The 21,793-nt window shown below is 70.3% G+C and carries 18 protein-coding genes; 9 read left to right on the top strand and 9 right to left on the bottom strand.

All coding sequences use genetic code 11. The features are described 5' to 3' along the window. The first annotated feature begins 311 nt into the window (after positions 1-311). Positions 312-1,850, top strand: a complete 1,539-nt coding sequence (locus tag O0S08_RS03880; protein WP_269037608.1) for a hypothetical protein — start codon at positions 312-314, stop codon at positions 1,848-1,850. A 611-nt stretch (positions 1,851-2,461) separates the two neighbouring features. After that, a complete protein-coding gene (locus tag O0S08_RS03875) occupies positions 2,462-3,787 on the top strand; it encodes a cytochrome B6 (RefSeq protein WP_371879595.1) in 1,326 nt (441 codons plus the stop codon). A 72-nt stretch (positions 3,788-3,859) separates the two neighbouring features. On the opposite strand, the gene O0S08_RS03870 is transcribed toward O0S08_RS03875, so the two are convergent. Genes O0S08_RS03870 through O0S08_RS03860 form a run of 3 tightly spaced genes read right to left on the bottom strand, consistent with a single transcriptional unit; the run spans position 3,860 to position 9,203 of the window. Next, positions 3,860-7,210, bottom strand: a complete 3,351-nt coding sequence (locus O0S08_RS03870) for an NHL repeat-containing protein (protein WP_269037606.1) — start codon at positions 7,208-7,210, stop codon at positions 3,860-3,862. Between the two features lie 11 nt (positions 7,211-7,221). Then, the gene (locus O0S08_RS03865; protein ID WP_269037605.1) at positions 7,222-8,628 is read right to left on the bottom strand and encodes an MBOAT family O-acyltransferase; all 1,407 of its coding nucleotides are present in this window, start codon (positions 8,626-8,628) and stop codon (positions 7,222-7,224) included. Positions 8,629-8,636: 8 nt separating this feature from the next. Beyond that, positions 8,637-9,203 carry a hypothetical protein gene (locus O0S08_RS03860; RefSeq protein WP_269037604.1) on the bottom strand — a complete coding sequence of 189 codons (567 nt, stop codon included), beginning with the start codon at positions 9,201-9,203 and terminating at the stop codon, positions 8,637-8,639. 709 nt (positions 9,204-9,912) lie between these two features. Here O0S08_RS03860 and O0S08_RS03855 point away from each other — a divergent pair. Together O0S08_RS03855 and O0S08_RS51205 are read left to right on the top strand one after the other, a co-directional pair. Beyond that, a complete protein-coding gene (locus O0S08_RS03855; protein ID WP_269037603.1) occupies positions 9,913-11,226 on the top strand; it encodes a cytochrome P450 in 1,314 nt (437 codons plus the stop codon). Positions 11,227-11,273: 47 nt separating this feature from the next. Further along, positions 11,274-11,675 (top strand): LysR family transcriptional regulator, encoded by a 402-nt coding sequence (locus tag O0S08_RS51205; protein ID WP_371879528.1) that lies wholly within the window; start codon positions 11,274-11,276, stop codon positions 11,673-11,675. Positions 11,676-11,943: 268 nt separating this feature from the next. Here O0S08_RS51205 and O0S08_RS03845 read toward each other — a convergent pair whose 3' ends face one another. Both O0S08_RS03845 and O0S08_RS03840 read right to left on the bottom strand, forming a co-directional pair. Continuing rightward, the gene (locus O0S08_RS03845) at positions 11,944-12,654 is read right to left on the bottom strand and encodes an EF-hand domain-containing protein (protein WP_269037602.1); all 711 of its coding nucleotides are present in this window, start codon (positions 12,652-12,654) and stop codon (positions 11,944-11,946) included. Between the two features lie 703 nt (positions 12,655-13,357). After that, positions 13,358-13,744 (bottom strand): hypothetical protein, encoded by a 387-nt coding sequence (locus O0S08_RS03840; protein WP_269037601.1) that lies wholly within the window; start codon positions 13,742-13,744, stop codon positions 13,358-13,360. Positions 13,745-13,901: 157 nt separating this feature from the next. On the opposite strand from O0S08_RS03840, the gene O0S08_RS03835 reads away from it, so the two are divergent. After that, a complete protein-coding gene (locus O0S08_RS03835) occupies positions 13,902-14,204 on the top strand; it encodes a hypothetical protein (RefSeq protein WP_269037600.1) in 303 nt (100 codons plus the stop codon). Between the two features lie 135 nt (positions 14,205-14,339). Here O0S08_RS03835 and O0S08_RS03830 read toward each other — a convergent pair whose 3' ends face one another. Together O0S08_RS03830 and O0S08_RS03825 are read right to left on the bottom strand one after the other, a co-directional pair. Further along, the gene (locus O0S08_RS03830) at positions 14,340-15,044 is read right to left on the bottom strand and encodes a hypothetical protein (RefSeq protein WP_269037599.1); all 705 of its coding nucleotides are present in this window, start codon (positions 15,042-15,044) and stop codon (positions 14,340-14,342) included. A gap of 323 nt (positions 15,045-15,367) precedes the next feature. Beyond that, on the bottom strand, positions 15,368-15,592 hold the full coding sequence (locus O0S08_RS03825) for a hypothetical protein (protein ID WP_269037598.1): 225 nt from the start codon (positions 15,590-15,592) through the stop codon (positions 15,368-15,370). Between O0S08_RS03825 and O0S08_RS03820 the strand changes: the two genes are divergently transcribed. Continuing rightward, positions 15,579-15,965 (top strand): hypothetical protein, encoded by a 387-nt coding sequence (locus tag O0S08_RS03820; protein ID WP_269037597.1) that lies wholly within the window; start codon positions 15,579-15,581, stop codon positions 15,963-15,965. The genes O0S08_RS03825 and O0S08_RS03820 overlap by 14 nt on opposite strands. A 154-nt stretch (positions 15,966-16,119) precedes the next feature. Here the strand turns inward: O0S08_RS03820 and O0S08_RS03815 are convergent, their stop codons facing one another. Both O0S08_RS03815 and O0S08_RS03810 read right to left on the bottom strand, forming a co-directional pair. Continuing rightward, positions 16,120-17,184, bottom strand: coding sequence for a hypothetical protein (locus tag O0S08_RS03815; protein ID WP_269037596.1), 1,065 nt, complete (start codon positions 17,182-17,184; stop codon positions 16,120-16,122). A gap of 294 nt (positions 17,185-17,478) precedes the next feature. Then, positions 17,479-18,381, bottom strand: a complete 903-nt coding sequence (locus tag O0S08_RS03810; protein WP_269037595.1) for an SDR family NAD(P)-dependent oxidoreductase — start codon at positions 18,379-18,381, stop codon at positions 17,479-17,481. Positions 18,382-18,408: 27 nt separating this feature from the next. Here O0S08_RS03810 and O0S08_RS03805 point away from each other — a divergent pair, with 27 nt between their 5' ends. The 3 genes from O0S08_RS03805 (at position 18,409) to O0S08_RS03795 (ending at position 21,456) form a co-directional block, all read left to right on the top strand. Beyond that, positions 18,409-19,074, top strand: a complete 666-nt coding sequence (locus tag O0S08_RS03805) for a TetR/AcrR family transcriptional regulator (protein WP_269037594.1) — start codon at positions 18,409-18,411, stop codon at positions 19,072-19,074. A gap of 204 nt (positions 19,075-19,278) precedes the next feature. After that, positions 19,279-20,718, top strand: coding sequence for a monooxygenase (locus tag O0S08_RS03800; RefSeq protein WP_269037593.1), 1,440 nt, complete (start codon positions 19,279-19,281; stop codon positions 20,716-20,718). A 123-nt stretch (positions 20,719-20,841) separates the two neighbouring features. Beyond that, on the top strand, positions 20,842-21,456 hold the full coding sequence (locus tag O0S08_RS03795; RefSeq protein ID WP_269037592.1) for a TetR/AcrR family transcriptional regulator: 615 nt from the start codon (positions 20,842-20,844) through the stop codon (positions 21,454-21,456). Positions 21,457-21,793: the final 337 nt, after the last annotated feature.

The raw sequence follows: 21,793 nt of genomic DNA, 5'->3' as shown, positions 1-21,793 counted from the left end.
GCGTCTCGGGCTGCTCGGGAGCGGCGCCGCGCCCGAACAGCCCGAGACGCACGGCGCGCGCGGCATCCGAGACGCGCGGCGCTTCGAGCGGCGAGCGGCAGAGCCTCGGGCCACCCTATCCAGCTCGATCACCGGCGGTCCTCGTCCGCTGCTGCCGCGGGGCGCGCCCGAGGCCGTCGCGGCGCGAGCGGTCTGAACCGCAGATCCGCCACTGAGTCGGCGTTCTGCGAGCCCCTGGGCGTACGCGTCGCTCTGCGCCCGGGTGCCCGCGCTCGCGCCTCCGCGCCGCGGCGTGTGATAGCCTCCGGCGCATGCGCAACTTACTTATTCTCGCCACGAGCGCCGGCGCGTTGTCCCTCGCGTGCGGCCCCTCGAGCTCGACCAGCGAATCGATCACCGACGGCGGCACCGAGACGACCACCGAAGGCACCACCGAGCCCGGCGAGACGACGACGACGACCACCACCACGCCGACCTCCACGACCACGCTCGACGAGCCGACCACGACCTCCACCACGACCGTCGATCCGCCGCCGCCCGCGTGCGACGTCCAGGTCTTCCCGGGCGACCACGCCGCCGCCGTCTGCCCCTCCGGCCAGTGCCCGATCTCCGCCGACGTCGAGCTGCGGTGCGCCGACTTCGACTTCGGCTCCCCCGGCGTCCGCGTCGCTCCCACGCCCGACGTCACCTGGGTCGCCACCGCGAGCGGCTCCGACAGCATGCTCTTCCGCGTCACATCCGACTCGGCCCAGCGAGTCACCCTCCCGGCCCGCTTCGCGCGCAGCACGATTCACCTCGCCGCCGGCCCTGGCGGCGACCTGCACGTCGCCGCCGAGGTCCGGGGCATGATCGATCCGATCGACGCGGACATCGCCTACCTCGCCGAGACAAATGATTGGACGGAGGAGACCGCCCACGTGGGAATGGCCGGCGAGCCGCTGGCCGGGTTCCAGGTCCTCCCCGACGGCCGCCCGCACATCTGGCACTTCGGCGACGGGCCCGACGATTTTCGCGAGCTCGTCCGCGACGATCAGGGCGCATGGACCGGCACGCCCGTCGCCTTCCCGGCCGGCGGCTACGGCACCCCCAAGTTCGGGCGCGACGCCGGGGGGCGCCTCCTCGCCGCCGACATGCGAAAGGACGACACCCTTTACTGGCTCGACGTCGAGGTCGACGGCGCGGTGCAGCGCCTCGGCAAGAACTTCAACTCGTCCGATTGGCAGCACTACTTTCTGGTCCCGAGCGCGCAGCCGACCCCGCCGGTCGGCGCTCCGTTCGCCGCGCTCATCCAGGACGAGAACCTCCTCGAGGTCGCCTGGCCGATCGACGACGAGACCAGCGCCGCCGCCCAGCTCTCCGGCTTCGAGCTGCTCGAAGGCCAGTGCGAAGGTACCGAGTTTCCCGACGACGAGATGAAGTGCCCGGGGCCGTGCACCACCACCGCCACCGGCTTCGAGGACAGCACCGCCACGCTCGCCCGCACCCCGGACGGCCTCGCCTGGGCCGTCGTCGTCACCACCCAGCTCGACACCACCTATGAATACACCCTCGATTGCCAGGACCGCCTCGGCTGCTTCTGCCTGCCCTCGGTGGTCAGCGACGCCACCACCTCGACGCTGCACGTGTTCCGCGTGACCATGGACGACGCCGATCCGCTCGAGGTCCTCACCCTGCCGCTCCCGCGGCTCGCTGTCGACGGCGCCTGGTCCGAGTTCGGCAACACCCTCGTCGCCACGCACGCGCAGGCGTTCGGCGACTCGCTGGCGGTCGGCCTGCGCCTGCATGGCGCCCTCCCGGGCGAGATCGTCGTCCGCGCGCTCCGCATCGAGCTCGACGCCCTCGCGCCCTGAGCCGCCCGGCGAGCGCGACGAGGCGATGCACCTGAAATGGTGGCTGCGTCGAGCGCTCGCTTCGACTCGTCGCGCAGCCGAGGGTCGGCGCATGCGCACGCCGCCGGCGAGCGCGAGGGATCCGCATCGCACTGTGGTGGACGCCACAGCACGGCGGTGCCGGACGGCCGCACGTCCTTCGCCGACGAGGCGGACGGGTGAGCATACGAGGGCACGGCGTGAACACCGATCCTCGGCCGTCGAGCCGCAGATCGCTGCGACCCGCGCGAGCGAACGGCCAGGAGATTGCCATGAGTGGGCAGGCGCGGCTCGCCTGCCGGATCCCGGCCGAGCTCGCTGCCTCTGACGGATGGCGCCTGCGCTGGCGTCCATCATCCTGGGCGAGTCGATGCATGGACGCCGCACTCGCGGCTCGCCGCACCTCGCAGGAGATCCTCACAATGGCAGCGAACAGGCGAATCGGACCATCGTCATGGTGGGTGTTGCTCATCGGCTGCACGGCAGGCGAGCGCGCCGCGGAGCCGGGCGGCGGACCCGAGGCGCCGGCGGCACAGGGCAAGGTGGTGGCGGTCGAGTCCGAGGCGCCGCCGACGCAGCCCGCCGCGGCGAGCATGTCCGCGGAGCTGCCGCGGCAGACGTACATGCCGGTGGTGCTGCCCGAGAGCTTCGAGACGCTCCACCAGCGAGAGGTCGCCGACAAGCCGCGGGTCATGAGCCGCCAGAGAGCGCTGCTCGAGGCGCGCTACGACCTGCGCGACCTCCCCTCGGAGGTGATGATGTCGGGCGGGCGCAAGGCCGTGCAGCAGGGCGTGCGCGTCAAGCTGCCCGCGCGGGTGAACAGCTGGAGCGCTCTGACCGACCTGACGCCCGAGCAGATCCGGGCGCAGAACTCGTTCCCGATGGGGTTTCGCCCGCTCCCGCACGTCAAGCACCTGAGCGGCGGCCAGGTGTTTCCAACCAACCACATCGAGGCGATCCTCAAGGCCGAGAGCCGCAACCTCGAGCGCTTCGACGTCGAGTTCGACCTGCCGGACCACCTCACGCCGGAGTTCCCGGCGCCGATCTTCCTGTCCTCGCGACCGGACCTCGGCGACGTGTCTCGCGGCCAGCTCCTCACGCGCAACAACTATTACGAGCTCTTCGTCGGCATCCTGACGCCCGTCCAGATGGAGGGCCTCCGCCTGCTCTTGACCCCGTTCCCGCAGCAGCAGTTCAATCAGACCGAGGACCGCCGGAGCGTCGAGCAGAGCCTCGGCGTGACGTGCCTGGACTGCCACCAGAATGGCCACACCAACGCGGCGTTCCACCAGAACCCCGACACCCGACCGCAGGCGGCCCGGTTCCGCCTCGACACCGTCTCCCTGCGAGGAATGTTCAATCAGCGCATCCACGGCTCCAAGCGGTCGCTCCGCTCGATCGAGGATTTCACCGAGTTCGAGCAGCGCACGGCCTACTTCGACGGTGACCACGTCATCGCCGCCAAGAAGGGCGTGAACCTGCCGGACCGCGCCAGTCAGGTGGTGATGATGGCCCAGATGCAGAACATGTTCGACTTCCCGCCCGCGCCGAAGCTGGACGAGTTCGGGCGGCTGATCCCGGCCAGGGCCTCCGAGTCCGAGCTCCGCGGCGAGAAGGTGTTTTACGAGAAGGGCCGGTGCGCGGAGTGCCACCCGCCGCCGGTCTTCCTCGACGACAAGATGCACGACCTGCACCTCGAGCGCTTCTACACGCCGGAGACGATCGGCGACCAGTTCAACCTCGCCGAGGGGCCGATCAAGACGTTCACCCTCCGCAGCATCAAGGACAGCCCGCCCTACGGCCACGACGGCCGGCTCCTCACCCTCGAGGACACGGTCGAATTCTTCAACCTGGTGCTGTCGCTGAGGCTGACGGAGCAGGAGAAGACCGACCTGACCGCCTTCCTGCGCTGCTTGTGACGACATGTCTCTTAGGACATGAATTTTGGACGATCCGTCCCAGCCTCGAAGGCTGACATCGGTCGACGCCCCTCAGCGGCCCCACTCCGGGTGCCGCGTCAGCGCCTCCGCCACGAACGTGTCGAGCGCCTCGCGCTCGAACTCGTAGCGCGCTTCGAGCTCCGCCGCGTCGAGCACCCCGACCCCGTACTCGTTGTACGAACGGAAGCGCGCCAGGTCGATCGTCACCCGCTCGACCAGCGCCCCGTAGACGTCGTCGACCAGGAACGCGTGCAGGGCCGCCAGCACCACCCCCTCCGCGTCGCCCTGCGCGCCCGGCTTCCCGCGGTCGACGAACAGGCGCAGGTGGCCCTTGTCGTAGCGCACCTGCACCATCTCGCGGTCGATCGCCGGCAGCGCCGACGCCTTGATCGCGCGGCCAGTGAGCACCCCTGCCAACAGCCGCGCCTCGGCCTCGGGCCCGGCCTTGCGCCGACCGCTTCCGGCGTCGTCGCGGGCGTGCCGCGGCGCCGCCGCGCGGGTGTACGCCGCGACCATCGGATACGCCATCGACGCCAGCATCTCGCCGGTGAGGTCGATGCCCCACGTCGATCCGTGATGCTGCCGGCGCTTGCGGCTCCACGGCTGATTGCTCCACGCCGAGTGGTCGAGGTGTTCGCGGATCAGGCGATCGCTCGGACGCAGGACCGGGAAGCCGAGCCGCTCGGCCAGGGCGATGAATTCGACCGCCTCGCGCGGCGCGGCCCGCATCGCGTCGCGCCGCCGCGAGCCCAGGGACGTCGTGTCGAGGAACACGATCAGCATGCCCGTGTCGCGGCGGATCGCGTCGAGCTCGGCGAGCCGCGCCAGCTGCTCCGCCTCGGTCAGGGTGTCCTGCAGGAAGCGATCGGCGAGCGAGTAGACCTCGAGGAACGCGACGTCGAACGGCAGCCCCTGCTCCTCCGACTCCGCGATCGTCTGGACCATCTTCGCCAGCGACGCGCCCGGGCTCGTGCGCTGATACAGGTCGAAGCCGACCCGGTCGCGATAGCCGAGCTCGGACACCAGCTCGTGCTCGATGCGCCGGCCGATCGAGTACTCGCCGAGGATGTCGTGATACGCGCTCTTCGACGAGCCGAGGATCAGCCCGAGGTACGGCCCCCGCCGTGGCTTCCGCTGCCACCGCGCCGCGATGTGCTTGTGCGGGTGCATCCGCGCCTGCACGAGCCCGGCCATCTTGCCGCCGAACCGGTCGGGCTGCTTCAACTTCGCCGCGTTGCCGCCGAAGTGGCTGACCTTGGCCGCGCCGAGCAGCCCGTCGTCGACCCGGTAGAGGCGCGAGCGGGCGTGCTCGACGTAGAACAGCGACGCGCTGGCCTGATCGAGCGCCATGCTCCCCTGATGATACCCCGACACCAGCGACTCGGAGCTGTCGTTGTACATCAGGTACGATTGGCCATACACCTCGGGCTTGATCCACGGGAAGATCTTGCGCTGCCGGAGCTCGAGGTAACGCAGGTGCACGTTCTCGGTCAGACCGACCACCGGCACCCTGGGCGCCTCGACGACCTGGACCAGGAGGCCGCCGTAGCGCTCGACGAACGCGATGTCGACGATCTCGTCGAAGCGGATGTCGTCGAACGCGAACGGGAACCGCTTCTTGCGCTCCTTCGGCAGCAGCCCCGCGCCGGAGTTGGCGAACACGCGCTCGAGGCTCAGCCGATTTCCTTCCTTCGGCCGGCGCCCGGAGAAGATCTGGTTGCTCTTGCTGACGACGAAGATCCGGCCGTCGCGGGCGATCGTGAAGGTCCGACCGATGCTGCTCTGCGCCTCGCCCGCGAACGTGTAGCTGGCGATCTTGCCGTCGCCCGGGTCGTACGCGCGGAGCTCCCGGCCGACGAGCAGCCACACCCGCTTGTTGTGGCAGCGCAGCGCCGCCGCGTCGCGCGTCCGCGGCGAGTCGATCGTGCGCACCTTTCCGCCCTCGAGCACGCGCAGCCGTCGCTGCGGGCCGTCGAGGAAGTAGACCGAATCGCCGAGGAAGCACGGTTGCTGCGGCCCGTCGAGCCGGGCCTCCGGACCGGGGCCGTCGACCGAGCCCGCCTCGCCGGGCGTCCCCGCGAGCAGCTCCGTCGTCTCGAGCGAGCCGCGGAGCCGCCGCAGCACGTGGTTGCCGGTGTCCGCGACGACGATCTCGCGCGGCTTGGCGCGCACCGCCAGGCCTCGCGGGTGATCGAACAGCGCCTGCCAGCTCGCACCCTCCGCGTAACCGGTGTCGACCCGCCCCACCAGCGTCTCGTGGGGCCCCTCGGCGCGGATCATCTCGAGCGGACCGGGGCGGCTCGCCAGCGGCACGTCGAGCGCCTGCAGCAGGTTGAGCGCGAGCAGTCGATTGCCGTCCGGGCCCAGGTGGCAGTGATCGAGGAACAGCTCCGGCACGAACAGCGGGTGATCGAGCTGGACCAGCGTCGCCGGCGCCCGCGAGTCGTGGATGCGCTCGGCCAGCGCGGCGTAGCGGCCCCCGATCTCCGCCTCGCTCGCGACCTCCGCCACGAACGTGTCTCGCAGCGGCGTGGTGAAGAACACCGCCTTGCGCCCGCGGGCCCGCAGGCGCGCGAGCACGCGGTCGAGCGCCTGGACCTGCGTCGATTCGCCTTCGAGCGCGCTGTCACGGTAGTGCTCGGCGATCCGCGCCGCGCCCTCGTCCGCGCGCGACTGCAGCGCCTCGCCGCTCCGCGCCACCGCCAGTCGTTCGCCGAACCCGGCGAGCGACGAATCGAGGTCGACGCTGCGCTTGTGACGAAGGACCGGCAGCCACGGTCGCAGCTCGGCCGCGACCCACGCGAGCGGCGAGATCGCCAGCTTCGTGATGTCCTGTCTGCTCGCGTCGGCCCCCCCGAGCTCGCACAGCCACGACCGCGTGCAGCCGGCCTCGTCCGCGTAGTGGCGCGAGAAGTGACGCAGGTTGAGCTCGATCACCAGCGGCACCTTGCCGCGCGGATCGTGGCGATCGAGCTCGGCGACGAGGCGGTCGACGTCCGCCGGCAGCAGACCATCGAGCGCGACTTGACGGAAGCGCACCCCGTCGGCGGCCGCCTCGTCGGTCGAGGGCGCCTGTTCGCTCCGCAGGTAGTCGAGGACGCGGTGGTGCTGCCAGCCCGGCACGCGCCCCGCCATCGCGTCGCCCGCGAGCACCGAGTCGCCGAGCAACAGCCACGCGCCGGGGTCGGCCGCGGCCTCGGCGAGGATCTTCCGCGCGTCGGTGGCCGACAGCGCCTGCGCGTCGTCCGTCTCGGCCTCGCGGAGCCCCACCGCCAGCACTGCATCCGCGAGCGCGACGAGCAGCGCCAGCGCCATGAGCACGTGCCGCGGCCTGGCCAGCCGGGGCCAGCTGTCGGCGATCCTGCCGTCGATCCACGCTGCTGTGCGATCTTCGCCCGCCACCTCGCCCCCTCTCAGAACTGGAAGTAGATGAAGTCGGCGCCGCCCTCCTTGCCGAGGAGGATGCACGCGACGATCACGACCGCGTAGAACACCAGCGACAGCGAGGCGTCGCCGTGGATGCGGGCCAGCAGGTGATGGCGGCGATCGAGCGCCTGCAGCCCGACGAAGCCGAAGAACAGGGCGATGAAGCCGAGCTGCGCCGGCGCGGCCGCTCCCGGCGCGAGATAGGCGATCGACGCGAACACGCGCCCCGCGTCGGCCAGAGTGGGCGCGCGGAACAGGACCCAGCCGGCGATCACGAGGTGCAGGGTGACGAACCACGCGAGCGGCCCCATCACCCGCCCGAGGCCCGGCAGCGCCGCCAGCCGGGCCAATCGCGGGCGGGCCAGCGCGTGCACCAGCAGGAGCAACCCGTGGTACAGCCCCCACACCACGAAGGCCCACGCCGCGCCGTGCCACAGCCCCGAGAGGAGCATCGTGATCGTCAGGTTCGCCAGCGCTCGCGGGCGCGAGCCGCGATTGCCCCCGAGCGGGATATAGACATAGTCACGGAACCACTCCGACAGCGAGATGTGCCAGCGCCGCCAGAACTCGCTGATGTTGCGCGAGAGGTAGGGCTGGTCGAAGTTCTGCATCAAGTCGACGCCGAAGATCCGCGCCGACCCGCGGGCGATCTCCGAATAGGCGGAGAAGTCGCAGTAGATCTGCAACGTGAACGCATACGCGGCGACCAGGGCGCTCCAGCCGTCATACGCGGCCGGCGAGGCGAACAACCGGTCGGCGACCGCCCCGCAGTGGTCGGCGATGACCACTTTTTTGAACATGCCCCAGCCGATCATCTGCAGGCCGGCGACGAGGTTGTCGACGCGGAACCGACGCGTCGCCGCGTGATCGAACTGGACCAGCAGGTGACCGGCGCGCTCGATCGGCCCTGCGATCAATTGCGGGAAGAACGAGACGAACAGGAAGAACCGCAGGAGCGACGTCGTCGGCTGGATCCGCCGGCGATACACGTCGATCGTGTAGCTCATCGTCTGAAACGTGTAGAACGAGATCCCCGCCGGCAGGACGATGTCGAGGCGGAGCTCCGAGAAGTCGCGCCCCAGCACCGTCCCGGCGCTGTCGAGGAAGAAGTTGGCGTACTTGAAGTACCCGAGCAGGCCGAGGTTCGTGGCCAGGCTGAGCAGCAGCCAGCGCCGTCGCAGCGCCGGGCTCTCCGCCCTGCCGATCGCCAGCCCCGCGGCGAAGTCGACCAGCGCCGACAGGCCGATGAGCCCCAGCAGCGGCACGCTGAACGCCCCGTAGAACACCACGCTCGCCGCGACCAGGACGACGAGCCGACCGCGATAGCCGAGCCCGAAGAACAGGATCGCCGTCGTCGCCAGCAGCAGCGCGTATTCGAGGGAGTTGAAGGCCATGACAGCAGTCAGGGAGCGGCCGTCGCCGGCTCCGCCTTCGCCGGCTCCGCCTTCGCCGGTTCCGCCTTCGCCGGCTCCGCCTTCGCGGGCGCGGCCTGCTCGGCCCCGGCCGCCTCGCCGCCGGCGGGCTCCGCCACGATCGCGGTCGCGGGCTCCGGCTTCGCGGCCTCGTCGTCGGCTTCCGCGTCGGGATCGATCTCGTCCTCGGTCCCCTCGCGATCGGCGTCCGCCGAGCGCGTCGCCGCCACGCGGGTCGGATGGCCCTGGCTGCGCGTCGCGGGGGTGTTGCACTCCACCTGGGCCGCGCGCAGGTCGAACGCGATCCGCACCGCCCACAGCGTGGGCACCAGCAGCGCCGCCGCGAGGATGAGCGCGCGCGGGGTCCCGCGCCACGCGAACAGGCCGCCGCCGTCGAGCGCGGGCTGGGCGGGAGGCGGCTGCTCCGCCAGCGTCTCACACATCCGCGCGTACGCCTCGGCCAGCCCCTCCGCGACCACGACGGTCTGCGACACCGGCTCGGTGAGGACGAAATGGCCGTTCTCGGATCGTTGCAGGTGCAGGAGCGCAGGGTTCATGCGCGAGCTCCTCGGGGTCTCCGTCGCAGCCTCGTTCGACGCGTCTCGGGCCCGCCGAGGAGCGGGGCATCGCATCCGGCGCAATCGACCACGCAGTCACCGTCCCTCGCGGACGCCTCGGCCCCACGCGCGCGCGCGAGCCTCTGCGGGCCTCGCACGCCGCTGCGTTCGGTCGTCGGAACGGGTCGGAGAAGACAACCCACCGCTCTCTTTTACCCGGTTCCTTTCGCCCCTGAAATGCGGCGTCGCAGGCGCCTGGTCACGACAAATTTGTCCCGGGGCCTGTCACGAGTGACGCGGTCCGGCGACATACGAAATAGTCAGCGGCAATGATGGCTCGGAGGACGGCGACGAGCAGGAAATGCGACGAGCACGACTCCGGCTCCCGAGGAAATGACGACATGACGATTCGCGCCTCGCTCGTGACTGCGAATCGCAGACAGAAAAAACCGCGACCCTCGCCGGCCCGACGGACATCACCGAGAAGCAGCTCAGGACGACGTCGACGCCGACGACGTCGACGCCGTCCTGCCCGACACTTCGACGCCCGATCATGGGGTCTTGCGACGGCGAGACCTCCGCCGTGCGACCGCGTCGCCCTGCCGCTCCCGGCGCCCGAACCGCTCTGTGCGCCCCACCTCAGCGCGAGCAGCCCCCGCAGCACCTCACACACAGGTACCTCCGCGCGCGGGCACACTCCTGGGGGCCGATGAACGAGCGCACGCAGCGACTCCCCGCCGGGCCGACGAGCGCGGTCCGGCAGACCTTTCGCTATCTCCGCGATCCTGTCGGATCGATCCTCGACCTGGGTCGGCGTTACGGCGATCTCTTCAGCTTGCCGAGCCTCGGCGGCGTGCTCGTGGTCGCCAGCGCGCCCGAAGCGATTCGCGCCATCTTCTCCGCCGAGCCCGACACCTTCGCCCCGTTCGCCGCCGACGCCATGGCCCCGGTGCTCGGGCGCGGCTCGGTCCTCCTGCAGCACGGGGCAGCCCACCGGCGCGCGCGCAAGTTGATGCAGCCGCCCTTCCACGGCGCGCGCATGCGGGCCTACGGCGCCGCCATGCGGGACAGCGCGCGCGTCCACCTCGCCGCGGTGCCGCGCGACCGGCGGGTCCCGATCGAAGATGTCTTTCGGGACATCTCGCTCGACGTCATCATCCGCACGATCTTCGGCGTCTCGACCGGCGAGCGGATGGCCGCCTGCGCCCGCGGCGTGCGCGACACGATCGCCGCGTTCGGCCCGCTCGTCGCCACCTTTCGCGCCCTCCAGCGCGAGTTCGGCGGCTTCGGTCCGTGGGCCCGGTTCCGCCGGCACTTGACCGGCGTGCACGACCTCCTGCGCCAGGAGATCGCCGCCCGCGATCCGGCCCACCCGGGCGACGACATCTTGAGCCTGCTGGTCGCCGCGCGCGACGAGGCCGGCGCGGCGATGGACGAGCAGGAGATCGTCGAGCAGCTGTTCACGATGGTGATCGCCGGCCACGAGACCACCGCCACCGCGCTCGCGTGGGCGGTCGACGAGCTGCTGCGGCAGCCCGAGCTGCTCGCTCGCCTGCGCGAGGAGCTGCGGCCGCTCGACGGCGACCCGGACCGCGTCGCCCAGTCGCCGCTGCTCGACGCAGTGTGCGCCGAGACCCTGCGGCTGCACCCGCTCATCCCGCTGGTCTCGCGCAAGCTGTTGCGGCCGTTCGAGCTCGGCGGCCACCTCCTGCCGGCCGGCACCGGCCTGGGCGCCTGCTTGCTGCTCGCTCACCTCCGCGAGGAGCGCTACCCCGAGGCGCTGGCCTTCCGCCCGCAGCGCTTCCTCGACGGCAAGCACCCCACGCCGCACGAGTACCTGCCGTTCGGCGGCGGCGCCCGGCGCTGCCTCGGCGCCGCCTTCGCGCTGCACGAAATGAAGATCGTGCTGGCGACCCTGGTCCTCGAATTCGAGCTCGAGCTCGCCGCCGCGCCGGCGCGGACGGGAGTGCGCGCCGCCACCATCGGCCCCAAGGGCGGCGTCCCCGTCATCCGCCGGCGCTGACGCGCGCGGGCTTGCCTGGCGCGGCCGCCCGCGCGTAGCCTGGGCCCGTGAGCCTGACCCAGATCAGCTACTTCGTCGCCGTCGCCGAGGAGCAGCACGTCGGCCGCGCGGCGCAGCGGCTGCACGTGTCCCAGCCGCCCGTGACCCGGCAGATCCGCCAGCTCGAGGACGAACTCGGCACCCGCCGTTCGACCGCACCCCCCGCGGCGTCCGCCTCCTGCCCGCCGGCGAGCGCTTCCTCGCCCACGCCCGGGCGATCCTCGCCGAGGTCGACGCCGCCCGCCGAGCCGTCGCCGAATCCTTCTCAAGAGACATGCCTGAAGGGACAGGTCCAATGGAACATGTCCCAATCGCCACGCGCAGTCGGCCGTCCTGACCCTCCGACGCATCACCGCACCGAGGGACGACACCAGCGCCAAGACGAAGCGCCGCCCCGCCAGCCGTTCTGACCCCTCGAGGCATCCCCGCCTGGCGCCGAGGACGACACCAGCGCCAAGACGAAGCGCCGCCCCGCCAGCCGTTCTGCCCCTCGAGGCATCCCCGCCTGGCGCCGACGACGACACCAGCGCCGAGACGAAGCGCCGCCGCCCAGCCGTTCTGACCCTCGAGGCATCCCCGCCTGGCACCGAGGACGGCACCGGCACCAAGACGAAGCGCCGCCGCCCGTGAGGGCAGCGGCGCATCATGCACGTGACCCGCCGCGTGCGAGGGGTCCGCTCATTCGCCGCGCGGGCCGCGGTGCTTGTCGCCGTGGTGGGCCTGCTTGAACGCCACCAGCTCCTCGCGGGTCAGCTTGCCGTCGCCGTTGCCGTCGGCCTCGGCGAACTTCTCGGCCAGCTTGTGGTGCCCGGCGACCTCGTCGGCCGTCAGCGCGTTGTCGCTGTTGGCGTCGAGCTTGGCCATCATCATCGCCGCGCGCTCGGCCGGGTCCTTGGGCCCGTCGCCGTGCTTGCCGCCGCGGCCCTTCAGCGCCTTCAGCTCCTCGCGGCTGAGCTTGCCGTCGCTGTCGGCGTCGGCCTCGGCGAACTTGTGCGCCAGCGGCCCCTCGGTGACCTCGTCGCGGGACAGCGCGCCGTCGCTGTTGGCGTCGAACTTGGCGAGCAGCATGTTCGCCCGCTCCTCCGGGTCCTTGTGCCCGCCGCGGCCGCCGCGATGGCCCTTCATCGCCTTCAGCTCCTCGCGGGTCAGCTTGCCGTCGCCATCCGCGTCGAGCTCGGCGAACTTCGCCTCGAAGCGGTGGCCCTTGGCCTCTTCGCGGGAGATCGCGCCGTCGCCGTCGGCGTCGAACTTGGCGAAAAAGCCGCCCTTGTGGTGTCCGTCCTCGACCTGCTCGAGCTCCTGCTGGGTGGGCTCCTCGGTGTCCTCCTTGTCGCAAGCGACGAACAGGAGGGAAAGGGACAGGAAGGCGGCCTTGGTGATGCGTGTCATGGTGTCTCTCCTCGTGCCGGGGGCGGCCATCGCCGCGCGGGTCATGTCCCCGGCTCGCGTCCTGATATTGGTCGCCCCCGAACCCAGTGCACGCCGGATTACCGTCGCTTTACAGTCTCCGGCGATGCGCACCCTGCGATCGCTCTCTCACCCCCTGCTACGCCTCGCTTTGGCGAGGTTGTGCACTTCCGCGCTCTCTTTTCTTGCACTAGTCTTCATTATCTCTCCAGAAACCTGGATGCGACCTCGAAGTCGGGATCGGGGTCGAAGTCGAGGTTGGACAGCTTGGAAGCGACCATCCCCGTCGCCTCCACGTCGTCGTGGAGGTACTCCTGCAAGATGCGGAAGTCGGCATGCCGGTGATCTGGCGGATGACGTCCGGGGGCACCCCCGCGAGGCTCATCCGCTGGATCGCGCAGTGGCGAGGTGCGTGGGGACCCATCACCTTCAAGCAGCCGAGGCTCTTGAAGACGTCGTGATCCCACAGCGGCGGCTTGATCGGCCGCGGATAGCTCTCGGCTGGCTCCCGACACCAAGGGAACAGGTGTTCGGGCGGGTCAACGGGAGCACAGCGGCGACGGCTCGGCCTCGGACCTGCTGAACGAGATCGACGAGGACGTCGCGGGATCCTGCAAGGGCTGTCCGGATCCCCCAGCACATGCTCGGTTGCGGTGCTCACACCAGAGTTGATGATATCACAGCGCTATCGACCGTTCCGGCTCTCGTGCATCTGGATGAAGGCTTGGGCGGTGCCGTAGGGCTTGTGGTGCTGATGCTTGGGCGTGCCGAGCAGGCGCCGGATCACCGACAGCCGCTGTTGGATCGCGCCTGCGGCCCAGCGCCGAGTCCTGAGCCGGAAGCTCTCCAGCGTGTCGCCCTCGATCCAGAGCGCGCAGAACTCGATCCTGCTGGCGATGTCCTCGGGCTTCTCTTTGGGCTTGTGGGCGATCCGGGCTTGGGCGACCGCTCTGGCGAATCGTTCGAGACCAGCCTTCTGGTCGGCGTTGTTGGGGGCAGCACGTTCGTGTGCTACTCTTCGCTCCAGGTTTGGTATCGCTCTGAGAGTTTCTTGAGCGGCTGAGGCAGCCATGGCGGCGAGACCTCCGTTGAACTCACTCGAGTGGCGCCGAAAGCGACAAAGCCGCCTGCTTCCACGACGTGGCAGTCTGAACGCGTTCTGTGCTGCGAATCACAGGCGGGGGTCGGGCAGTGCATTCACCGTCAACGATCGGGAAGGAAGGTGAGATATGGCCAAGCAAATCGCGTTCGCCGGCCGGTGCTCTGATGGTGATAGTCTCGCTGTTCCGGAGGGCACCGTCGACAACTGGGTGATCATCGTTTCTCCCGAAGCCATGGGTCGCAACGAAGACGGCTCCGAAGGCGATAATGCGTTGCTCAGGTTCGAGTGCAGCGCTGTAGTCGAGGGTCCGTATGGCTGGACGGTGACCGCGAGGAGCAAGTTCCGAGGCATGAACGAACCTCCGGGAGGCTCGGGAACGTGGCATCCCTCTTCGGCTACTTACCTCATTGTGAGGAAGCAACTGGACTAGGCGACGGATATGTAGCTTGTAGTCTTCCCCCCGAGGTGCCCTTGAGAGCACCCTCGGGGTCCCTGTAGATCAGGTTCCCAGCCGGAGCGCAAATTCGCGCACTGCTCTTCAGAGCACTACGTCGCGGTCACGGCGCTAGCCGAAGAGCTTCGACCAGAAGCCCTTCTTCGGCTCTGCCCGTCCTGCCAGGCCCACGAACGCCGTCAAGCTGTCCTCCGGGCCGTTGGCGAGGAACTTCATCGCCTTGGCCAGAAGGAAGAGTACGGCGGGCTCGGAGTTGAACGTGCATGCGAATGCGAACGGGACGACGCCGGCCTCGTCCCGACGGATCCACCGCTCTCCCCCGGCCTGTCTCAGCGTCTCACCGGCGAACGCACCGAGGTCGAACACTGCCTTCCAGTACGTCGCCTCGTCGGCACCTCGGGCGTGGGCCAGCGCCTGCTCGAGCTGATCCAGGCCTTCGTACGAGAATTCCAGCTTGCGCTCGGCCGCGACCGTCCGCGCGATCCTGGGGAGGAAGTGCTCGACGAGGTCCTCGGGCGCGCGCCAGGGCTCGTCGAAGGGCACGTCCCTGGACGCATGAATCAGGTGACCGCCCGCGGAAGCGACCGCCTCACGCACCGGGTCCGGCGGCATCTCCGTGAACAAGTACATGACCCTGGGGCGACTCTCCGGCCTCGACATTCGCAATGGATTGAGCACCCTGATCAATGCGAACAGCGTCGAGTACTCCACCTCCCTCTCGATCTCGGCGGTCGAGCGTTCGTCCTTTTGTACGAACCATGTCCCGCCATCATCCGCCTGGAAACTTCCATGCGCCGTTTTCAAGGACGCGTACATGCGTGCTCCTGGTCGAGAGGTCTGCCTTCCAGGCGAACCTACCTCGCCGACGAGTCCGTGGTCCATGCGCTCTGGACGAGAAAGTTTCCCTGGCGAGCGGGCCGTGCGCTCGCCGGCTCCACCGAGTGAGGCCTCGAGGCAGGCTACACCTCCCCGAGACCCGCTTCAGGCCGATCGCTCGTATCCGCGCCCACCCTCTCGGTACGTTCGCCAACATTTCCGAGGCGTGGCCCGGTCACCTCCGCGCCTGAGCCCGGCACGAGCCGTGCGACGCGCTGGTCGCGGCCGGGTGCACGAGCGCGGCCACAGCCGCCATTCCGAGCTCACGGACCGCAGCCCGTGTCCTCCCATACCCCGCATTCGACGACGACGGTCCCGTCCTCCGCCAGGAAGACGCTCTTCACGCCGCCGAAGAAGCACTTGTCCTTGGTGCATTGGTCGATCGTCGCCGCGGGACACTCGGTCGCCGCGGCGAAGCATGCCTTGCACTTCGGGTCCCGCTCGTTCCAACACCCAGTATCTTCGCACGCTGGGATGTCCGTATCCACCCAGCTGCAGTATTGCCCCCGCCCGCACATCCCGCACGGATTGGCGCCCTGCGGCTCGAGCGTCCCCGTCTCCGAGACCGTGCCCGCATCGCTGTCCGTCGCCGTCATCGAGCCCGTATCCGCGGTCGACACCGTATCCGTCGCCGACGTCGAGCTCGTCGACGTCGACGTCGACGTCGACGTCGACGTCGTCGTCGACGTCGACTCACCCGTCGAACCGGTGGTCGTCGTCGACGAGGTCGGTTGCCCGGTGGCCGACGAGCCCGTGGGTTCGGCGGCCGACGAGCCTGTCTGGCCGGTCGCCGACGAATCCGTGTCCTGGTCCGGAGCTTTTTCCACGCACCCCACCAGCAGCAAACCACCTACCAGGTAAGACAAGGGACGCACACAAATCATGCGTCGCAAGTTACCACATTCCTGCCGCTCGCGACACAGCGCGAGCGAGGCAGGACGCGCTCCCATTCGTCGACCGCGTCCCGCATGTGCCCCAGGAACTGCGCGCCACGCGGCGTCCCGGACTTCGCCGCTCACCCGACGAGCAGCTTGCCGATCGTGCGGATCTGTTCGACCAGCGCGCCCACCACCGCGTCCTGCTCGCGATTCGTCAGCAGCTCCATGTGCAGGGCGATCCCGCCGCTGGGCAAGAAACACATCAAAAAATTGTTCTCTTGCACCCATGCCGCGATGCGCTCGCGGACCTGCGTCGCCTGGCCCCACATGCCGGGGCTGAACTCGAGCCAGATCGGCCCGGCCTCGTACTTGCGCCACAATTCGAGGTCGACCCCGAACCACGCGCCCGGCGCGTTGTTGCCGGCGAATTGTACATAGCGCCCGATCGTCGTCCAGCTGTGGGTCGGCCGCAGCCCGTGGATCGTCAGCACGTCCTGGCAGGCCTTCTCCACCGCATCCTGCACGATCGTCGCGTATTGCAGGAGCCGCGTCGGCACCTGCGGGTCGCTCAGCTCCTCGCGCACCAGCGGCCGCATCGCGTCCTCGTCGGCGGCCCCGCACACTCCTGCCAATTGCTCGAGATCGGCCAGCGCGCGCGGATCGTCGGCCGCAGCGACGCGGAGCGCCGCCAGCAGCGCCTCCCAGCTGGTGATCCCGAGGCGCACCTGGTCGACCGCCACGAGCTCGGCGAATTGCTGCGGGTTGCGCTCGGCCACCTCCGACCAGACCACGCTCGCGCCGCCCAGGCGCTCGCGGATCTCCCGCCAGATCCACGCGATCCGGGCCCTGGGCACCACCACCATCAGCAGCGACGGCTCCGGCCGTTGCTGCAGCTGCTGCAGGTACGACAGCGGTTGATGCTCGGTCAGCCCCGCCCAGAACTTGGCCTCGACGAACACGCGCAACGCGTCGCCGGCCTTGCCGACCATGTCGGGCCGGCCCCCCTCCGTCGTGAGCTGCGTGGCGAAGTGCAGCTCGGCCGTGAGCCCCGGCTGGGCCGCCCGCAGCAGCGCCACGAACTGCTGCCGGAGCGGCTCGAACTGCCGCAGCAGATACGCCAGCCCCTCGGTCGCCGCGTCTTCGTAGCGGCGCGAGAGCCCCCAGCCGACGAGGTGCCCGAGGATCGTCCCGTGCTTGTTCATGCGGCCTCCCGCGGTGCGCCACCCTGCATGTCAGGGTTCGACGCTACCGGCGCCCCCCGCCCCTCGCAAGCGCGCGCGCGCTGGCGGCCCGTCGCACGCCGTTCACGGGCAAACTCGCGCCGACGCCCGCGCGTCCGTGCGCGCGCCGGGCGAGGCCCGCGCGAATGAGGCCTCGTGCCACCACGCCTTCAGGACATGTTCTCTTGGACATCTCACCAGCGCGGCGTACGAGGCCAGCGGCGTCGGCTCGAACCGCCGCCGGTCGAAGAGACGACGTCTCGCTTCACCCCGCCTTCAGGACATGTCCTTATAAACATACCCGTCCTCCGGCAGCACCAGCCCGCGCGACCGCGCCAGCCCCTCCGACAGCTCCCACGTGCGCCGCGCCAGCGCGGGATCGAAACTCATCGGCGTCGGCTCGAAGCGCCGCGGGTCGAAGAAGATGGCACCGTTCGCGCGGCGGACGTCGGCCGCGGTGAGCAGCCCGACCACGTTGGCCGCCGAGCGCTCGGGCGAGGTCCCGAACAGGCGATAGAGCCCGCGGATGAACCACGGCCAGCCGCGCACTGTATCGGTGCGGGTCATGCCGACGCAGACGATGCTCGCCGTGACCGGCAGGTCGCGCCAGCGCTGCGCCGCCGCTTGCACGTGCAGGTAGCCGAGCACCTGCGACGACATCAACGCCGCCAGCAGCGACCAGCGGCGGCGCTCGAAATGCAGGTCGTCGAGGTCCGGCAGCAGGCCCTTCGGCGCCTTCGCCCCGACATGGACGATCCGCCCGTCGCCCGAGCTCGCCAGCGCCGCCAGCAGCCCGCGGTTGAGCGCGTACCGGGCCAGGTACTGCAGCCCGAACGCGCGCTCGAAGCCCTCGGCAGTGTCGACGCGCCGCATCGCCGCGGTCATCGCAGTGTGCACCAGCCCGTGCAGCACCGGACGCCACTCCCCGATCGCCTCGATCGCCTGCCCCACCCCGGCCATCGTCGTCAGGTCCACCGCGCGGAACACCGCCTCCTCGGCCCCCGCCGCCCGCACCTGGGCCGCCGCCCGCTCGCCCCGCTCGGCGTCGCGCCCGAGCAGCAAGATCGCCGGCCCGCGGCGGGCGATCGCCGTCGCCGCGGCCAGGCCGATCCCCGCGGTCCCGCCGCTGAAGACGTAGTTGTGACCGCGGAGCGGCCGCTCGACGTGCATCTCGTTCATCACACTTTTAAAAATATAAGCAATTGCTTGCCTCGTCAGCTTGCGTTCGCCACCCTGTCTCGCATGGCCGCCAAGCGCCGCATCGATCCCCGCCGCAGCCCCGTTCAGGCCCGCTCGCAGGCGACCGTCGACGCCGTTTTGCAAGCTGCAGCTTACATTTTGGTGCGCGACGGCTACGCCCGCCTCACGACCAACCGGATCGCCGAGCGGGCCGGGGTCAACATCGCCTCGCTCTACCAGTTCTTCCCCAACAAGGAGGCGATCGTCGTCGAGCTCGAGCGGCGCCACGGCGAGCGCACCGACGCGGCCATGATGGCCGCGCTCGCGCGCCCGCGCGGCGGCGGCCTCGAGTCGACCCTGCGCGCGCTGGTCGAGGCCTACGTGGCCGCGCAGACGATCGAGCCGGCCCTGCAGCGGGTCTTCACCGAGGAGGTGCCGCGCCTCCGCGGGCGGCGCTCGGCCACCGCCGGCGAGCGCTGCGCGGCCGACGTCACCCGCTTCCTCTCCGCTTCCGGCGTCCGCTCGCCGCGGCTCGACCTGGCCGGCTGGATGCTGGCGACGATCTGCAGGTCCGTCGTCTACCACGGCGTGCTCGAGCGCCAGGAGGACACCAGCTCGGGCGCCCTCGTCGACGAGATGGTCGGCATGCTCGCCGGCTGGTTGCGCGGCGACCGGCCTCGCGCGGCCACTTGAGGCCCGCGCATCAACCTGTCCTTCGAGGCAGCCGCTCGCGCCGACGTCTCCACGCACCGCCCGGCCCGACGCACGCCGCGATACCGAGCCTCGCCTTCGCGCCGGTTGCGCGACCCCGCCGCGGCCACCGGCCCCGCGTCCCACCGCGATTCCTCTCGCCGCCCTGGCTCCCCCGCCCGGCCCGCGCGCGATATCCTGGCTGTGATGTCTCGCGCGCGCTCGTTCGTGGTCACGCTGGTCGCTCTCACTGCTTGCAACGAATCGTCGAACTCGCCGACGACCGGCACCGACGCGAGCACCACCGCCGCGACCGACCCCGGCACAGCAGGCACCGACGCGAGCACCGACCCTCCCGCGACCACCACCTCGGCCACGAGCGACGAGCCGACCACGACCTCGCCGACGGGCACCACCGGTGGTGAGGCCGGCCCGACCTATTACCGCGACATCAAGGCGATCCTCGACGCCAAGTGCGCGACCTGTCACCGCCCCGGCGACATCGCCCCGTTCTCCCTGACGACCTACGAGGAGGCCGGCATGTTCGCCAAGATCCTCGGGCCCGCGATCGAGAGCCGGATCATGCCGCCGTGGCCCCCGGGCGCCGACTGCAATCAATTCGCCCACGACCGCGACCTGACCGACGACGAGCGCGAGCTGGTGCTCGCGTGGATCGCCGCCGACGCGCCCGAGGGCGACCCGAACGACGCCCCGCCGCCGCCCGACGACGACGCCCCGCCGATCGCCTACGACGTGCAGATCGGGATCCCCGAGCCGTTCACGCCGCCCCAGGGCGTCGCCGACGACTATCGCTGCTTCCTGCTCGACTGGCCCAAAGACCAGGAGACCTACGCGACCGCCTTCACGATCGAGCCCGGGGCGCGGGAGATCGTGCACCACGTGATCGCCTTCATCATCCCGCCGGACGAGCTCGCGGACTTCGAGGCGCTCGACGCCGCCGACCCCGGGCCCGGCTACCCGTGCTACGGCGGCCCCGGCGGCGAGGCCAGCCCGCGCGCGCAGTGGCTCGGCGCGTGGGTGCCGGGCGCCAGCTCCGGCGCGCTGCCGGAGGGCACCGGCATCCGCGTCAAGCCGGGCTCGAAGATCGCCATGCAGATGCACTACCACCCGAACGGCGCGCCGATCGCCGACCAGTCGACGATCATGGTCCGCACCGCCGAGACCGTCGCTCGCCCGGCCCTGCTCCTGCCGATCGCCCACCCCGGCTGGATGGTCGACGCCCCGGCGATGACGATCCCCGCCGGCGAGGCCGACGTCGTGCACTCGTTCACCATCGACCTCGGCTCGGTCATCCAGTACCTCTACAAGGACGAGGCCATCGGCGTCGGCAAGCCGCTGCTCGCCCACATGGCCGGCGTGCACATGCACACCCGCGGCGCCCGGGCCAGCCTCGTCGTCGAGAGCGGCGGCGCCCCCGAGGCCTGCCTCATCGACGTGCCGCGCTGGGACTTCAACTGGCAGGGCATCTACGAGTTCGCCGCGCCGCTCACCGTCGAGCCGACCGACACCGTCCGCCTCGAGTGCCACTTCGATAATTCCGCCGGCGACTCCTCGCTCAAGTGGGGCGAGGGCACCGAGGACGAGATGTGCCTCGGCATGGTCTACGTCAGCACCGACTCCCCTTGATCTGTCCATTCGCACATGCCTAAAAGGGCATGCGCGAAGAGACAGCCGCTCGCTCCGCGCGCGCGGACGCACCGAGCGCGCCGGCTGCGGCGGCGGGCGCGAGCGGTTATACTCGGCGGCGGCATGGCGAGCGAAGACACCAAGTCAGCCCGGACCCGCGAGCGGATCCTCGACGCCGCCGCGCGGGTGCTCAGCCGCAAGGGCTACGCGGGCACGCGCCTGGCCGACGTGGCCGAGGCCGCCGAGGTCCAGGCCCCGGCGATCTACTACTACTTCGAGTCGCGCGACGCGCTGATCGAGGAGGTCATGTGGGTCGGGGCCCACCGCGTGCGCATGCACGTCGAGGAGGTGCTGGCCGCGCTGCCGCCGGGCACCAGCCCCTTTGAGAAGATCCTCGAGGCGGTCGCGGCCCACCTCCGCTACGAGCTCCACATCTCCGATTACACGACCGCTTCGATCCGCAACGCCAACCAGGTCCCCGAGCAATTGCGCGTCCGTCCCGCCGCCGAGGAGGCCACCTACAGCCGCCTGTGGCGCGACCTGTTCGCCCAGGCCCAGGCCGCAGGTCAGCTGCGCCCGGGCCTCGACATCAACGTCTCGCGCCTGCTCCTGCTCGGCTCGATGAACTGGGCCGCCGAGTGGTGGAACCCGCGCATGCGCTCGCTCGCCGACCTCGTCAAGGCCACGCAGGACTTCGTCCGCTACGGCATGGGCCACCCGGCGCTGTTCGCCGGGTGAGCCGCCGGCCCTCTCCGCAGCGCTCTCTACCTACATGCAATGAGGCCGCTAAAGGCGGGGATTCTTGCGCCTCGGCATCAGGAGCAAGAATCACCTCGAGGATGTGGGGTTGCCACCTGCTACCTGTGAAGCCGGATGCCGGATGCCGTACGCGAGGCAAGTCCCTCCCTTCGACAGTGGGTAACGCCAGGTCTGGGTCTGGCTCGCGCCCACGATTGGCTCGTCTTGCGCGCCGTCGAGGTCGGCGAGGTGATTCCACAACCTGTATCCCAATACGATTACCCCCTGCGGCTCGAGATTATCGAGCACCTCGACGAAGGCGGCCTCACTCTCGGTC

The sequence above is a fragment of the Nannocystis punicea genome (assembly GCF_026965555.1).
Lineage (GTDB): Bacteria > Myxococcota_A > Polyangia > Nannocystales > Nannocystaceae > Nannocystis > Nannocystis punicea.
This window is presented reverse-complemented; position numbering and strand designations above follow the sequence as displayed.